Source organism: Streptomyces sp. NPDC045431 (assembly GCF_040646655.1).
Lineage (GTDB): Bacteria > Actinomycetota > Actinomycetes > Streptomycetales > Streptomycetaceae > Streptomyces.
In genome coordinates this window covers 17932-33106 of sequence record NZ_JBEZAQ010000029.1, presented here as the reverse complement: position 1 = coordinate 33106, position 15175 = coordinate 17932, and the positions used below count along the sequence as shown (strand labels likewise).

Genomic DNA, 15175 nt, shown 5'->3' with positions numbered 1-15175 from the left:
GGCCCGGCGCTCACACCGGCCGGAACGCCCGGCGGTACGACGACGGCGAGACCCCGATGGCGGCGGCGAGGTGCTGGCGGAGCGAGGCGGCGGTGCCGAAGCCCGCGTGAGCGGCGACCTGGTCGACCGGCAGGTCGGTGGTCTCCAGCAGGCGCCGCGCGTGCTCGACGCGCTGCCGGGTGAGCCACTTGCCGGGCGGCATCCCCGTCTCCTCGCGGAACCTCCGGCAGAACGTCCGGACGCTCATGCCGGCGTGCTCCGCCAGTTCGGCCAAGGTGAGCGGCCGGTGCAACTGCCCCACGGCGAAGTCGCGGGTGGGGGCCGTCGTGGCGTCCGAGGGCTCCGGCACCGGACGGTCGATGTACTGCCCCTGGCCGCCCTCCCGCCACGGGGGCACCACGCACAGCCGGGCCACCCGGTTGGCGATCTCGCTGCCGTGGTCGCGCCGCACCAGATGCAGGCAGAGGTCGATGCCGGAGGCCACCCCGGCGGCGGTGAGGACCTGACCGTCGTCGACGAAGAGCACGTTGGCGTCCACCCGGACCCGCGGGAAGGACCGCTGGAAGTGTTCGGCCTCGTTCCAGTGCGTGGTGGCGGGCCGGCCGTCGAGCAGGCCCGCGGCGGCGAGGACGTACGACGCCGTGCAGATCGAGACGATGCGGGCGCCCGCCGGTACCAGCGTCAGGGCCTGGCGCAACGCGTCCGGCAGCCACTCCCGTTCGGTGGCGGAGCCCTCCGCGGAGCCCCCGGCCGAGCCGCCGGCCGGGCCGCAGGTGAAGGGCGGGATGACGACCGTGTCCGCCGTCCGCAACGCCTCGCTGCCGTGGGCCACGGCGATGGTGAAGTCGGCGCTCGTGGTGACCGGTCCGCCGTCCAGACTGCACGTCGCCACCTCGTACAGCGGCTTCCCGTCCCGTCCGGCCGCCGTGCCGAAGATCCGTACCGGGATGCTGAGTTCGAAGGGATAGACACCGTCGAGGGCGAGGACGAGAACACGATGCATGGCAAGATCCTTTCAGGTGTTGGCAAGCTTGCCACTCGCTCCTCTCCACCGCGTACGAAAAGCTTGATCACGACGGGCCGCGGCGGCCCGCCACGACGGGGAACGGGAGTTGACGATGCGTGCGATCGGCCAGGACGGATTCGGTGGGCCCGAGGTTCTGAAGGTCATGGAGGTGGAGCGCCCGCAGCCCGGTCCGGCCGAGGTTCTGGTGCGGGTCCACGCCGCCGGGGTGAACCCGACGGACTCCTGGCACCGCGCCTCCGGCGGCCTGGCCGGCACGGTGGTACGGCTCGGCTGGGACGTCTCCGGCGTGGTCGAGGCGGTCGGCCCCGGCGTGACCACGCTCGCCCCGGGAGACGAGGTGTTCGGACTGCCGCGCCACCCGCTCCCGGCGGGCACGTACGCCGAGTACGTGACCTCCCCGGCCCGGCACCTCGTCCGCAAGCCCGGGGTGCTGACCCACATACAGGCCGCGGCGCTGCCGCTGGCCGCCCTCACCGCCTGGCAGGCCCTGGTCGACGTGGCCCACGTACAGGAGGGCCAGCGCGTGCTGGTCCACGCGGCGGCGGGCGGCGTCGGGCACCTCGCCGTCCAGATCGCCAAGGCCCGCGGAGCGCACGTGACCGGGACGGCCCGCGCGGCCAAGCACGCGTTCCTGCGGGGCCTCGGCGCGGATGAGCTCGTCGACTACACCGAAACCGACTTCGAGACGGCCGTCGCGCCCGTCGACGTCGTCATCGACACCATCGGCGGCGCCTACGGGCCGCGCTCGCTGCGCACCCTGCGCCCGGGCGGCGTCCTGGTCTCCCTCGCCTCCCCGGCCGAGGCGTATCTGGCCGACGAAGCCGCCGCCGTCGGCCGGCGCGCCGCCTTCATGATCGTGGAAGCCGATCAGGCGGGCATGCGGGAGATCGCCGCCCTGGTGGAGAGCGGGCGACTGCGCCCGGAGATCGACACGGTGCTCCCGCTCGACCAGGCCGCCAAGGCGCACGAGCTCGGCGACAGCCGCCGCACCTCCGGCAAGATCGTGCTCACCGTCGCGGACTGACCGCCCCGACGCGTACGAGACAAGGAAACACCCCGATGACCACCTTCGTCCTCATACCCGGCGCCTGGCACGGCGCCTGGACCTTCGAACCGCTGGCACGCGGGCTGCGGGAACACGGACACCACGCCTACCCCCTCACCCTCACCGGCGTGGGAGACCGCAGACACCTGCTCACCGCCACGGTGAACCTCGACACCCACATCGCCGACGTCGCCAACCTCCTGGAGGACGAGCAGATCACCGACGCCGTACTGGTCGGCCACAGCTACGGCGGCATGGTGATCACGGGCGCCGCCGACCGCGTACCCGAGCGCGTGGCCGGACTCGTCTACGTCGACGCGATGGTGCCCGAAAACGGCGACTCCTGCTGGTCGCTGGTCACCGAGCGGGAACGCGCCTGGTACCTGCAGGGCGTGGGCGAGACCGGCTGCACCAGCGCACCGCTGCCGTTCTTCGATCCCCGGGCGACACCGCACCCCCTGGCGTCCCTGCTCCAGGCGATCCGGCTGGAGGGCGGGCTCGACCGCTTCCGCGGCAGGGACTACGTCTACGCCACCGGGTGGGACGGACAGTCGCCCTTCACCGCACTCCACGAGCGCCTCCGCGACGATCCCTCCTGGCGCACACACGCGGTGCCCTCAGGGCACAACGTGATGCGGGACGCCCCCGACGACCTGCTGAAGATCCTGCTGGCGGCGGCACGGCCCCCAGCCGGCGCGTCAGGGCATGCGGCTCCAGAAACCGAGGTGGTGCGTGCGGTGGTAGTCGACGGGGCCGATACGCCGCGGTGCCAGTGACTGCGTGTACGGAGGGCCGCCCGCGACCCCCGGTCGGTGGGGGAGGCAGGCGGGCAGCCCGGGGCCGTGCGGCGCGCCGGGCAACGGCAGGAACATCGGCGCCTCCCGGTCGGCGAACTCGTAGGCGTACACCGGCACATGCCGTGCCAGCGCGCTGTGCATGGCCTGGGTGCCCCGCGCCCACATGCGGTCGGTGATGACGGTGGCCCACGCCAGCGCGGGGGAGGGGAAGGCGCTCGTGGGGTACCCGTTCCGTACGCGCCCGGCCCACGGTTCACCGAAGGCGGTGCGCAGCGCGCTGTCGTAGTCGGCCTCGGTGAACGGCTTGCCCACGGCGTCGTACTGCATCCCCACGAAGGTGCGGTGCTCGTCGAGGGCCGCGCCCGACAGGTGCTTCACAACCCATGGACGGTCCGGCCATGGGGGTGGCAAGGTCGCCTGGCATGAACGAGCACGGAGTCCTCGCCCTGTCACCCCAGCGCACCACGACCGGTGAGCTGCTGTCGGCCGCCGCGCGGCGGCGGTCCATGCGGGTCGAGGTGCTCCCGGCCGTCGGCGCCGCGGGCCTCGGAGGTTCCGGGGACGTCCACTACTACGGTGGGCCCCGGTTCGCGGCCGCGGTGGTGGACGACCTCGGGATCGCGCTGTTGGAGCCGGCCGATGGCTGGCTGACGGCGCTGCCGTACGCGTACACCCTCCGACGGGTCGTCCAGGCCACCCTGGGCGAGGCCCGGCAGCTGACCAGGCCGGCGTTCGTGAAGCCCCCGAGCGACAAGAGCTTCCCTGCAGCGGTCCACGCCGATGGCAGCCGGCTGCCGTACGGCAGGCCGGGGGAGCCTGCACCGGACACCCCGGTTCTGGTCAGCGACGTGGTCACCTGGGCAGTGGAGTTCCGTCTCTTCATCCTGGACGGAGAGGTCCGCACGGGTTCGCAGTACGCCACCTTCGGACGGCTCGACGTGGCACCGCTCGACGGCCACCGGCACCGCGCCGCCGTGCTCGACTTCGCGGCGGGGCTCCTCGCCGCGTGTGGGGACACGCTGCCGAGCGCGGTGGTGGTGGACGTCGGGCTGGTGACGGCACCCGACCCCGGAGGAGCGGAGGGGTGGGCGGTGGTCGAGGCGAACATGGCCTGGTTCAGCAACTGTTACGCCGCCGACCCCGACCGTGTCTTGGACGTCGTTCTGCGCTCCGCGGGCCCCCGGACCCGTCTGGCGGCGAGCGACCGAGCGTGGGTCAAGCCCTCCGGGCGCCGTCCCGTACCGTGACGGCTGTTGAAGACGCCGCCGCTCCGGGCCGGGTGGACCGGCACCCTGCGCTCAGCGGTCGGCCGCCCCTCCGGGCCGCAGGCCGGGGTGGGCCTCGACCAGCCGGTCCGGGGCTGCCTGTCTCCAGGAGTCGACGAGGATGTCCCGCAGTTCGTCCAGGTCCTCCAAGGCGGCGAGCCGCACGCGGACCCATGCGGAGCTCGCCTCGTGCGGTGGGACCCAGAACTTCCCCGGCTCGGCGGCGATCAGTTCGGCGCGCTCGTGCTTGGGGCAGCGCACGGCGAACGACGTCTGGTCGTCGGGGATGGTGACGTACATCTTCCCGGCCACGCGGAAGGTGGGCATGCTCCATGCCTCCTTCTCCACCGTCTCCGGGAAGGACAGCGCGATACGGCGGACCTGCTCGGCATCGATCATGGCCACCACGGTAGCGAGCACCACTGACAGCCCACCTTCCGCAGCAGGTCAGGCGCTTGCAGGTGCGTCCGCCTCTGCGCAGAGGCGGACGCCGAGGGGGTCGTTGCCCTGCGGGCCGTAGCCCGCGAACGTCACCGTGTCACCGGCGGCGGCCTCGCGGCAGGGCGCGACGGTGCCGTCGCGGTACTCCACCGTCACCCGGTGCGGCGTGCCGCAGTGGTTGCCGACGAGCGTGTACCGCCAGCCGGCGGCCAGTTCCAGGCACGCCGGAGCCGGTGCGAAGGACCCGGCCGACGCCGCCGTCGCGGCGGACACGGGACCGAGTGCACCGAGGGTCACCAGCGCAGCAACGCTGAAAGTTGAACGGACAACCCGCTTCACTGTCACTCCTGTCTTCATGAGTTGAACGACAGGGGTAGTGTGCGTCGCCGTCGACGCGGGTGGACAAGGTTCGCGCCGACCTGTCCGAAGGCCGTGTGTCGCCGACGTTTCCTCCGGATGACGCCCTCGGGACGACGCCTCCGCCGACCTGCGGCGTTCCGCTCACCGCCACGTCGCCCGGCGCGCCACAGCACATGGCGCAACCCGCCGTTCGCACCGGTCACAGGGCGCCCACCTGCACCGCCGCCCCGAAACGGGCGCAACCTGTCCGAGCGACCGAACACTTCGGCCGGAAATCGCGCATGCTCACGGCCGCTCCCCGCTCCCCGCTCCGGCGCCGGCAAGGCCCGTACCGGTGTGCGAGAGCGCGGCGCCCCCCGAGCCACCGCGCTCCCGCACACCGGGTTCGCCGGTTCCGGGTCTACGGCGCCATCTCGTAGGCCCCGGACAGCGCCTCGACGCGCTCCCAGACGCGCGCCGACCGGCCGTCGTCGACGACCGGGCGCCGGACCGCGTCCAGGGCCCAGCGCTGCTGCTCGGGCGTGGCCGAGTCCTTGCCGTACAGCTCGACGGCGTACGCGGAGAAGTCGCGTACGAGGACGGCGAACAGCTCGTCCAGGACGTCCTCGTCCAGGCCGGTCGGGCGGGCCTGCTCCAGGATCAGCTGGCTGTGCACGACCAGGGCGAAGAGCTGGCCGACGGCGAGGAGGAGGTCCAGGTCGCGGCTCTGCTCCTCGTTCGGCGCGGCGGTGGTGACGAACGTGCACAGGGCGTCCGCCTGCTCGCGGAAGCGGGCCACGTTCGGCAGGTGCGCGTAGGCGTCGAAGGCGGGGCGCCAGTCGTGGAAGCGGATCGAGCCCAGGCCGCGGGCCGGCCCCTGCTGGAAGAGGAACGCGTCGTCGGCGGCGTCCAGGCGCGTCGGCACGGGGGCGTAATCGACCGGGTCCAGCAGGTGGTTGCGCATGAACTTCAGGATCAGCGCCAGGTTGACGTGGACCGTGCCCTCGAGCTTCGGCAGGCTGCGGATCTCCACGGCCGCCTGCGCGAAGTACGTGTCCTTCTCGAACCCCTTGGCGGCGATGACGTCCCACATGAGGTCGATGACCTTCTCGCCCTCGGTGGTCACCTTCATCTTGGTCATCGGGTTGAACAGCAGGTACCGCCGGTCGTCGGGGCCCGCCGAGCGGAAGTAGTCGACGGCGCGGTCGCTGAACAGCTTCATGCCGACGAGCCGGACGTACGCGTCGGTCAGCTCGCGGCGCACGTGCGGGAAGGCGGTGACCGGGCGGCCGTACAGGATGCGGTTCTGCGCGTGCGTGACCGCCTCGTACATCGCGTGCTCGCAGATGCCGATGGAGGCCGTGCAGAGGTTGAACTTGCCGACGTTGACGGTGTTGAGCGCGGCGTCGAACGCGGCGCGCCCGGTGTGCAGGACGTCCTCGGCGCGCACCGGGTAGCCGTCGAGTCGGAACTCACTGACGTACTTCGACGAGTCGACGACGTTCTTCACCAGGTGGTACGCCGGGTGGCGGCTGTCCGCGGCGAAGAAGACGTACCCGTCCGGGCCCTCGACGTCGGTGCGGCGGCCGAAGACGGAGACGAGTCCGGCGGCGTTGCCGTTGCCGATGTAGTACTTCGAGCCGCTGGCCCGGAAGCCGCCGTCGCCGTCGGGCTCCAGCAGCATGTCGGTGGAGTAGATGTCGGCGCCGTGGGTCTTCTCGGACAGGCCGAAGGCGAACACCTCGCCCTGCGCGAGCAGTTCGGCGGCGCGGGCGCGGGCCGCGGCGTTGTCGCTCTGCCAGACCGGTCCGAGGCCGAGGATCGTGACCTGCCACGCGTACCAGTAGTCGAGGCCGTAGAAGCCGAGGATCTCGTTGAGGGCGGCGATCCGCGCGGTGTCCCAGCGCTTGTCCGGCTGTCCCTCGGCGGCGGACGCGGGCGTGAGGAAGGTCTCGAACAGCCGCTCCTTCGCCGAGAACGCGAGGAAGTCCGCCAGCCAGGCGCGGGAGCGGTAGTCCTCGATCAGCTTGCGCTTGCCGCGCTCCTCGAACCAGTCGACGGTGGCGCGCAGCAGCCTGCGGGTCTCGGGGTCGAAGTGCGCGGGGTCGTAGGTGCGCGGGTTGAACAGCAGCGGGTCAGCCATGGATGTTCGCCTTTCCGGCTTGGGGACAGGGGAGGGGAAGCGACAGGGAGAGCCGACGGGGTTCAGCGGCCGGGACGGAGCCGGTGGAGGGTGGCGAGCACGTCGTCGAGCCAGGCGATCATCATCCGCTCGTACGCGATACCGCCCCGCAGCACCGCGTGTTGGAGCTCCCGCCCGGCATCGAGCGCGCCGCCCGCTTCGCCGGAACCGCCCGCTTCGCCGGAACCGCCCGTGCCGCCGGACCCGCCCTCGCCGTCGGAACCGTGCGCGTCGTCGGAACCGAGCGGGTCGACCGGCCTTCCGGGAGCCCGGTCCGCGCCGAAGTCCCGCTGCTCTCCGGCGAGATAGTGCGCGAGCCGGTCGCGGTGCAGGCCCTGGTGGCGCTCCACCTCCTCGATCAGCGCGGCCGGGTCGTCGAAGGCGGCGCCCCGGATCTTCACGGCGAGGTCGTGCCGGACGCTCTCGGGCTCGATCGGATCGTGCAGCCACCGGGAGAGGGCCGCTCTGCCCGGGGCGGCGACCGAGTACTCCTTCTTGTCCGGCCGGGTCTGCTGCGCCACTTCGCGCACGTCGATCCAGCCGTCGGCCTCCATGCGCTTGAGCACGCGGTAGATCTGCTGGTGGGTGGCGGTCCAGAAGTAGCCGATGGACCGCTCGAAGCGCCGGGCCAGCTCATAGCCGGAGCCGGGCTTCTCCAGCAGGGAGACGAGGATCGCGTGCTCGAGCGCCATACCGTGATCCTGCTATGCAACTTGTTGCATAGACAAGTCGTGGCGTCCCGGTGAGACCCGGCTCACTCGGCGGCCCGCCGTTTCATCCGGGGTGTGAGCGGCTACCCGGAACGGCATGACCGGGATGAAACGAACGGGCAGGCTTCAGCGCGGGACCGCGGTGGTGCGGCGGCTTATGCCGTCGGCCGAAGGGCCCGGCCGCGTCCTTCGGGGCGCGGACGGGCTGGAGCGGTGGTCCGGAGCCGACTGGTTGATCGGCGCGGTGCGGTCCGCGGTCCAGGCCGCCCCGCTGGGCGCCGCGCGGGACGTGCTGCACGGGCGCTGGCTCGGGCATCCCCTGCACCCGCTGATGGTGCAGGTGCCCATCGGGACGTGGCTGTCGGCGGCGGTGCTGGACGCCCTGCCCGGCAACCGCCGGGCCTCCCGGGCCCTGATCGGCGTGGGTCTCGCGACAGCCGGGCCCGCCGCGGTGGCCGGCTGGGTCGACTGGGCCGACCTTCCCAAGCAGCAGCAGCGCGTCGGGCTCGTCCACGCCGCCGGCAACATCACCGCCGTCGCCCTGTACGCGGCCTCGTACGCGGCCAGGCGCCGCGGCCGCGTGTGGCGGGGCAAGGCGCTGGGGCTGGCCGGACTGTCGGCGGTCATGGTGGGCGGTGCGCTGGGCGGCCACCTCGCCTACCGCCAGGCCTCCGGCGCGAACCACGCCGAGCAGGTGCCGAACATGACGGAGCCCGGCTGGCACGCCCTCGGCGACCTCGCCGACTTCCCCGTGGGCAGGGCGGTACGGAGCCATGTCGGCGAGGTGGCGGTCATGGTGTTCCGCGAGCCGGGCGGAGCCGTCCATGTGCTGGCCGACCGGTGCAGCCACATGGCCGGACCCCTGTCGGAGGGCGAGATCCGCGACGGCTGCGTGCGCTGTCCGTGGCACGGCAGCGTCTTCCGGCTCGCCGACGGCTGGAACGTCCGGGGACCCGCGACGGCGCCTCAGCCGTCGTTCGACAGCCGGGTGGTCGACGGGCGCCTGGAAGTACGGCTGCGGCACCTCGCGGACGTCACGGCGGGCGCGGCGGCGGCGACCCGTGCGACCCGCGCGGGGTGACGCGGGTCAGCGGACGGGCCGCTCCGCGTCGGCGGGCAGTTCTGCGTCGGCGGGCAGTTCTGCGTCGGCGGGCAGTTCTGCGTCGGCGGGCCGTTCCGCGTCGACGGACCGTTCCGCGTCGGCGGATCGGTAGGTCGCCGACGCCCCTGGCCTCAGAGGCAGATGTGGTACGCCTTGCGCAGGGTCTCGTGCACCGTCCAGGTCGTCCGGTCCCCTTCGCGCAGGACGCACGCGTCACCCGGCCCGAGTTCCAGGGTGTCCCCGCCCTCGACGGCCACGGTGGCGCGCCCGCTGACGACGACGAACAGCTCGTTCGCCTCCGTGTCCGTCACCACGCCGGGCGTGATCTGCCAGATGCCGCGCACCTGCTTGCCGTCGGCGGACTCCCACAGCACCTTCCCGGTCACCACCGGGTCGCCGGAGACGATCTGCTCGGGGTCCAGGGGCTCGGGCTCCAGCTCGGCGTCGGGAACGTGCACCACGAAGGAGGACTGGTTCGTCATGGGCCCTGACTGTACGCACTCAAGATCGGGGCGTTGGGGGAGGGGGTCGCATGGATCCAACCGACCCGGAGGTCCGCAGCTTGTCTGAGGAGCTGAGCAGTGGTTAGGCTGCGTCCGTGATCTTCACCGCTCCCCGTCCCAGCCGATGACCGCCGCCGCCCTCGAAGCCCATGACGTCCAGGTCGTCCGCGACGGCGTCCCCCTCCTCCGCGACATCTCCCTCACCGTCCGCGCCGGTGAGCACTGGGCGCTGCTCGGCGCCAATGGCGCGGGCAAGTCGACGCTGCTCGGCCTGCTCGGTGCGCTCACCCACCCGACCAGCGGCACGGTGGAGGTGCTGGGCCACCGGCTCGGCCGGGTCGACCTGCGGGAACTGCGGGCCCTCATCGGACACGTGAACCCCCGCCACCCCCTCCGCTCGGCGCTGCGCGTGCGCGAGGTCGTCCTGACCGGCCTCACCAACTCCATCGAGCGCCCACCGCGCCGGCTGCCGTCCGCCGACGAGGAGGAGCGGGCCGACCGGCTGACGGAAATGCTCGGGCTGGCGGGCCGGAGCGAGGCGCGCTGGCCGACGCTCTCCCAGGGGGAACGCTGCCGGACCCTGATCGCCCGTGCGCTGATGCCGCGGCCGCGGCTCCTGCTCCTGGACGAACCGGCCACGGGCCTCGATGTGGGCGGCCGTGAGCTGCTGCTCGACCGGCTGGACGCCCTGCGCGAGGCCCACCCCGGACTCGCCTCCCTGCTGGTGACCCACCACCTGGAGGAGCTCCCGGCCGGTCCGACCCACGCGCTGCTGCTGCGGGCCGGACGCGCCCTGGCCTCCGGCCCCGTCGCCGAGGTGCTGACCAGTGACCTGGTCAGCACCTGCTTCGGCCACCCCGTCCAGCTGGAGCGCAGGGACGGGCGGTGGAGCGCGCGGACCCGGCGGCGCCCATGAGGCAGGCTCCCGCCGTCAGAAGTACTGGCAATGGTCCGCGGGGACGGCCTTCTCCTCGAGGAACCACGTGGCGTCGACGATGCCCGCCGACTCGGGGATCAGGTTCGTCTCGTCCACCCCGAAACTCTCGGCGGCGAGACGGCAGCCGTAGAGGTTCACGTGGCCGGTGCTCTTGAGGTGGGTGAGGTAGTCCAGGATCTCGGTCGGCTCCCCGTCCTCGGTCATCTTCCGCCGCAGCGCCTCCGCGTCCGCGCCGCTGTGCCGGCCCTCCACCTCCACCGACCCGGCCCCGTCCTTGGTCAGGACGCGGACGGCCCAGAGCACGAACAGCATGTCCACCTGCACGCCCTTCTCCGCGTACAGCCAGGCGAACGTCAGCGGCGTGAGCAACTTGTCGTACGCGTCGTCCCGGACGACGATGGCGAGTCTCTCCATGGCTTCCTCCCGGTGAGGGGTGCCAGAGCCTTCCCTGATCCGGTCTGATCCGGCCTGATCCGAACGACAGGCCCTGGTCCTCGATGGCTCACCCCCCACGCTAGGAAGCGGCGGAGGGAGGAACATCCGTCGTCCTGCCGTGTTCCCGGCCGGCTATTGCCGTACTTTCCGCGACGGCAGCCCCGCCCGGGCCCCCGCCCCGGCTTCGACCCCCGCCCCGGTCCGGGCCCCAGCCCCCGCCCCCGCCTCCGTCAGGCCGAGCTCCACCGCGCGACGGGCGGCCGCCGTCCGCGACGGGCAGCCGAGTTTGTCGAGCACATGGCGTACGTGCATGTCGACGGTGCGTGTGCTCACGAAGAGCTCGCCGGCGATCTCGCGGTTCGTCCGGCCGTCGGCCAGCAGGTGCAGCACCTCCCGCTCCCGGCGGGTGAGCCCGGCCGGCTCCAGGGAGCGGGCCGCGAGGCGTCCCAGCCGCCGGTCGATCCGCTCGCCCATGGCGGCCAGCGTCGTCGCGCAGCCGCGGGTCAGCGGCCTGGCGCCGAGGTGGCGCGCGGCCCGGTAGGCGCTGGTCACCACGGCCACCGCGGCGTCCCGGTCGCCCTCGCCCGCCAGGGCGGCGCCCCGGCGCAGCTGGGTGAGGGCCCGCTCGTACGGCGCCGAGATCCCCCGCAGCAGGTCGAGCGACCGGCCGAAGTGCGCCGAGGCGCGCACCGGGTCACCCTCGGCCAGGGCCAGTTCGCCACTCGCGTGGGCGAGGGCCGACAGCACCTTGGGCGCGCTGTTCCGCGCCGCGGCCGCGGCGAGCGCCCGGTGGCACCGCGCCACCCCGTCCTCGTCGCCGCGCTCCGCCAGGAACGTCGCCGCCCAGCGCAGCGCCGGCAGCGCGTAGTGCCCTTCCCCTTTCAGGCGACAGCGCTCCAGCAGGGCCGAGACGGTGCGCACGGCCGCGTCCTCGTCGCCGTCGAGGGCGGCGACCATGGCCAGGCCCCAGGTCGCGCCCACCTCCATGCCGAAGACCTCGTGGGCGCGGCCGAAGTCGGCGGAGCGCCGCAGCGGCGCCCGCGCGTGCCGGCGGTCCCCGCGGAGCACGGTGATCAGCCCCGACTCCTCCTCCGCGACCCTGCGCAGGATCTCGGGCGTCTGCGCGTCGGCGAGCACCTCGCCGCAGATGGCGAGGGAGCGGTCCCAGTCGCCCATGAGGCGCACCACGGGTGACAGGCAGGTGAAGCACACCCGCCCCAGCTCGGTGACCCCGTGGGCCCGGCACAGTTCGATCGCCGAGTCGATGGCGTCGGCGGCCGCGGCGTAGTCGGCCGCGTACCCGAGGGCCTCGCCCAGCTCGTAGTACGCCTCGCCGGTCGCCTCCGGCAGCCGTACGGAGAGGGCGAGCTCCAGCCCGGACCGCGCGAGTGCGACTCCCCGGGCTCCGTCACCGAGGGCGGAGCGGAGGGAGCCCTGCATCGCCAGCGCGCGGGCCCGCAGGTCCGTACGGCCCGCCGCCCGCGCGTCCTCGGCCGCGGCCACCGCCTGGTCCAGGCCCTCCGTGAGTCGCACCGCGGACTTCAGCTCGTCGGCCAGCGTCAGCCGCTCCGCCGCCGCTTCGGCCGGCAGGCCCGCCGCCGTGTACGCGTCGGCCGCCTCGCCGCGCTCGGCGACCGAGCGGGACCAGTCGCCCAGCAGCCCGGCGGCGTTGGCCCCGCGCCGATGGGCCGACGCGGCGCGCGGGAGGTCGCCCCCGGAGCGCCGCAGCCGCGCGACGTCGGCCCACACCGACAGGGCCACCTCCAGCTCCCCGCACAGCTCGGCGCAGTCGGCCAGGTGCTCCAGCGCGGTGAGCCGGCCTTCCGGGTCGGTGTCCTCCGGCCAGAGCGCGAGCGCCCGCCGCGCCAGCCCGGCCGCGTCCCGGTAGGCGTGCACACCGCAGTGCCGCTCGGCCGCGGCGAGCAGCAAGGGTCGTGCCCGCTCGGGTTCGTGCGCGGCGATCCAGTGCTCGGCGACGGCCTCGGGCGGTGCGCCGCGCGCGGTGAGGTGCTCCGCGACGAGGCGGTGGTGGCGCCGCCGCCGGGCCCACGGGATGCCGCGATACAGCGCGTCCCGTACGAGTGCGTGGCGGAACTCCGCCCACCCCGGCTCCTGTTCCAGCTCCGTGAGCAGCCCGCTGTCGAGCAGCCGGTCGACGTCCTGCGGCTCCACGAGCCCGGCGAGCGCGACGAGGTCGACCCGGACGCCGAGGACGGCGGCGAACTCCACCGCGTCCGCGCACCGCTGCCGCAGCCCCGCCGTACGGACCAGCACCGCGTCCAGCACGCTCTCCGGCACGGGCAGTTCCGCGTCCCGGACCAGGTCGAGGCCGCCGTCGCGCTGGCGCCACACGCCACCGGTCTCGACGAGGGCGGCGGTGAGCTCCTCGACATAGAACGGCAGCCCCTCCGCCCGGCCGTGCACCGCCGCGACGAGCCTGGGCGAAGGAGCGCCGCCGAGGAGCCCGGTCAGCAGCTCACCGGTCTGCTCGGCGGTCAGCGGGTGCAGCGCGACCTCCACGAAGCGGCCGCCACGGCGCAGCGCGGTCCGCAGGCGCCGGACGGGGTGCGCACGCGGCAGCTCTTCGCCGCGGTACGTGCCGAGCAGCAGCAGCGGTTCGCGCGCCACCGCCTCCGCGAGCGGCGGCAGCAGGTCGAGGGCCGCGGCGCCGGCCCAGTGCAGGTCCTCCAGCACGACCACCGCCGGCCGCTCACGCCCGAGGTCCCGGAAGACGCGCAGGACGGCGTCGAAGAGGGCGGACTGCTCGACTTCGCCGTACGACGGCATCCCGCCGGCGCCCTCCGACACGGCGCGCAGCACATCGGCCACGGGCGCGTACGCCCCCGCTCCGGGTGCGGCGGCGGCGCGCAGTACGCGCCCGTCCCACCCGTCCAGCACCTCCGCGACGAGCCGGCTCTTGCCGGCCCCCGCGTCGCCGCTGACGAGGACGAGGCCGCCCTCACCCGACCGGCACCGCGCGAGCGCCTCGAGCAGCCCGGCGTACTCGGCTGCCCGGCCGACCAGGGGCGACCGCATCACCACACCGGACAGTCTAGTTCGCCCGATCCGTCCCGACCGGCGCCCTCCGTACGATGATCAGATGCGTCTCCTCGACCGACTGACCGACTGACCGACTGACCGACTGACCGACTGACCGGCACCCGCCACCCCGCCGAAGGCGCCCCCCTCGCTCCGCCGCCGACGCCCGCGCCGCGCTGCTCGCCCTCGCCACCCCGGACGCGCCGTACCGCGTCCGGGCCGCCACCCCCGCGGAGAAGCCGACCTCGTGGCGGAGTGGCGCGGTCCCGGCCCGGGCCACTCCCTCCGCATCCGCCTGCGCCTGGTCCCGGCAGACCGCGAGGTGCGGGCGCGGGGTGCTCCTGAAGCTGTGACGCTTTCGCGCCTCTTACCTGGCCCTTGTCCGGCGGCTCCTGCCACGTCATAGGGACGGCCAGGGCCGTCACGGCCAGCCCAGTTCGGAGTAGGCGCGGCCGGCGCGAATGCCGTCGATGGCCGTGCGGGTGTAGGGCACCATCGGCTCCGGCAGGCCGTCGAGCGGCCACCACTCCCAGCGGATGCACCGGTCCGGTTCGCGCACCTCGGGTTCACCGGACCAGGCGGTGGCGCGGAAGAACAGCTGGACGCGCGGTTCCGCGGCGGCCCGGTCGAGCACGTGGACGGTGTGCACCAGGCGCAGGTCCTCCGGTCGCAGGAGGAGACCGGCCTCCTCGGCGGCCTCCCTCACCAGGGCCGACCGGACGGACTCGTACTCGACGTGTCCCGCGAGCGCGTGCCAGTGCTCGGCCGCGTACGCGACCTCAGGGTGGCGCAGTCCGAGGAGCGTGCGCCCGTCGCGCTCCAGGTAGAGGTGCGCGCCGATCACGTTCCGCACGGCGCCGGAACGCTGTTGCGGCACCGCCGCGGGCGCGGGCGCGGCGACAGAAGCCTGCCGGTGGTGGGTGAGGATCGCTTCGTACGCCCACGGACACATCGTCAGCTGCGCCATGGTCGCCACGTCGAACCAGCGGAACATGATGCCCTCGCCGACCGGCAACCGGTCGGCGTCACCGTCCCACCGGCCCGTGTACACATGGATGTGACCCTCCGTCACCTGGGGGCCTTCGGCGCGCACCGTCGTGAAGGGCGTGAGGCCGGGGAGGACGAGTCCGGCCTCCTCGCGCAGCTCGCGGGCGATCGCCTCGTCGAGCGTCTCCGCCCCCTCGGGTGCGCCGCCGATCAGCGACCAGGTGCCCGGATCGCAGATGGGTTTGTGGGCGTCGCGCAGGTGCAGCAGGTACTGGCCGCGCGCGTTGGTGAGGATCACGGCGGTACTCGTGGCGGTGCCGGGGCCGCTGCGTCGCATGGGTGCCACCTTCCTGAAGGGGGCGGCGA

15 protein-coding genes are annotated in these 15175 nt (G+C 73.6%); 5 read left to right on the top strand and 10 right to left on the bottom strand.

Annotation, left to right across the window (positions count from 1 at the left end):
- Positions 1-10 precede the first annotated feature (10 nt).
- A complete protein-coding gene (locus AB0A69_RS32355) occupies positions 11-1003 on the bottom strand; it encodes a helix-turn-helix domain-containing protein (RefSeq protein ID WP_361429430.1) in 993 nt (330 codons plus the stop codon).
- Positions 1004-1118: 115 nt separating this feature from the next.
- On the opposite strand from AB0A69_RS32355, the gene AB0A69_RS32350 reads away from it, so the two are divergent.
- Both AB0A69_RS32350 and AB0A69_RS32345 read left to right on the top strand, forming a co-directional pair.
- Complete coding sequence (locus tag AB0A69_RS32350) at positions 1119-2051, top strand: NADP-dependent oxidoreductase (protein WP_361429428.1); 933 nt, start codon at positions 1119-1121, stop codon at positions 2049-2051.
- A 35-nt stretch (positions 2052-2086) separates the two neighbouring features.
- Positions 2087-2848 (top strand): alpha/beta hydrolase, encoded by a 762-nt coding sequence (locus tag AB0A69_RS32345; protein ID WP_361429426.1) that lies wholly within the window; start codon positions 2087-2089, stop codon positions 2846-2848.
- Here the strand turns inward: AB0A69_RS32345 and AB0A69_RS32340 are convergent.
- On the bottom strand, positions 2771-3247 hold the full coding sequence (locus AB0A69_RS32340) for a hypothetical protein (protein ID WP_361429424.1): 477 nt from the start codon (positions 3245-3247) through the stop codon (positions 2771-2773). The genes AB0A69_RS32345 and AB0A69_RS32340 overlap by 78 nt on opposite strands.
- 44 nt (positions 3248-3291) lie before the next feature.
- On the opposite strand from AB0A69_RS32340, the gene AB0A69_RS32335 reads away from it, so the two are divergent.
- Entirely contained in the window at positions 3292-4116 is an 825-nt protein-coding gene (locus AB0A69_RS32335; protein ID WP_361429422.1) for an ATP-grasp domain-containing protein, read from the top strand.
- A gap of 51 nt (positions 4117-4167) precedes the next feature.
- Here the strand turns inward: AB0A69_RS32335 and AB0A69_RS32330 are convergent, their stop codons facing one another.
- The 4 genes from AB0A69_RS32330 to AB0A69_RS32315 form a co-directional block, all read right to left on the bottom strand.
- Positions 4168-4533, bottom strand: coding sequence for an MmcQ/YjbR family DNA-binding protein (locus AB0A69_RS32330; protein ID WP_361429420.1), 366 nt, complete (start codon positions 4531-4533; stop codon positions 4168-4170).
- Between the two features lie 48 nt (positions 4534-4581).
- On the bottom strand, positions 4582-4848 hold the full coding sequence (locus AB0A69_RS32325) for an alpha-amylase (protein WP_361429418.1): 267 nt from the start codon (positions 4846-4848) through the stop codon (positions 4582-4584).
- A 487-nt stretch (positions 4849-5335) separates the two neighbouring features.
- Positions 5336-7057 (bottom strand): acyl-CoA dehydrogenase family protein, encoded by a 1722-nt coding sequence (locus tag AB0A69_RS32320; RefSeq protein ID WP_361429416.1) that lies wholly within the window; start codon positions 7055-7057, stop codon positions 5336-5338.
- A 62-nt stretch (positions 7058-7119) separates the two neighbouring features.
- Positions 7120-7788 carry a PadR family transcriptional regulator gene (locus AB0A69_RS32315; protein ID WP_361429414.1) on the bottom strand — a complete coding sequence of 223 codons (669 nt, stop codon included), beginning with the start codon at positions 7786-7788 and terminating at the stop codon, positions 7120-7122.
- 175 nt (positions 7789-7963) lie between these two features.
- Here AB0A69_RS32315 and AB0A69_RS32310 point away from each other — a divergent pair, with 175 nt between their 5' ends.
- Complete coding sequence (locus tag AB0A69_RS32310) at positions 7964-8887, top strand: Rieske 2Fe-2S domain-containing protein (RefSeq protein WP_361429412.1); 924 nt, start codon at positions 7964-7966, stop codon at positions 8885-8887.
- 152 nt (positions 8888-9039) lie between these two features.
- Here AB0A69_RS32310 and AB0A69_RS32305 read toward each other — a convergent pair whose 3' ends face one another.
- Positions 9040-9390 carry a cupin domain-containing protein gene (locus tag AB0A69_RS32305; RefSeq protein ID WP_361429410.1) on the bottom strand — a complete coding sequence of 117 codons (351 nt, stop codon included), beginning with the start codon at positions 9388-9390 and terminating at the stop codon, positions 9040-9042.
- A gap of 145 nt (positions 9391-9535) precedes the next feature.
- On the opposite strand from AB0A69_RS32305, the gene AB0A69_RS32300 reads away from it, so the two are divergent.
- On the top strand, positions 9536-10327 hold the full coding sequence (locus AB0A69_RS32300; protein ID WP_361429408.1) for an ATP-binding cassette domain-containing protein: 792 nt from the start codon (positions 9536-9538) through the stop codon (positions 10325-10327).
- 15 nt (positions 10328-10342) lie between these two features.
- Here the strand turns inward: AB0A69_RS32300 and AB0A69_RS32295 are convergent, their stop codons facing one another.
- The 3 genes from AB0A69_RS32295 to AB0A69_RS32285 all read right to left on the bottom strand — a co-directional run bounded on the left by AB0A69_RS32295 (position 10343) and on the right by AB0A69_RS32285 (position 15146).
- Complete coding sequence (locus AB0A69_RS32295) at positions 10343-10762, bottom strand: DsrE family protein (RefSeq protein WP_361429406.1); 420 nt, start codon at positions 10760-10762, stop codon at positions 10343-10345.
- A 153-nt stretch (positions 10763-10915) separates the two neighbouring features.
- Entirely contained in the window at positions 10916-13819 is a 2904-nt protein-coding gene (locus AB0A69_RS32290; RefSeq protein ID WP_361429462.1) for an AAA family ATPase, read from the bottom strand.
- A gap of 424 nt (positions 13820-14243) precedes the next feature.
- A complete protein-coding gene (locus AB0A69_RS32285) occupies positions 14244-15146 on the bottom strand; it encodes an NUDIX hydrolase (RefSeq protein WP_361429404.1) in 903 nt (300 codons plus the stop codon).
- Positions 15147-15175 lie beyond the last annotated feature (29 nt).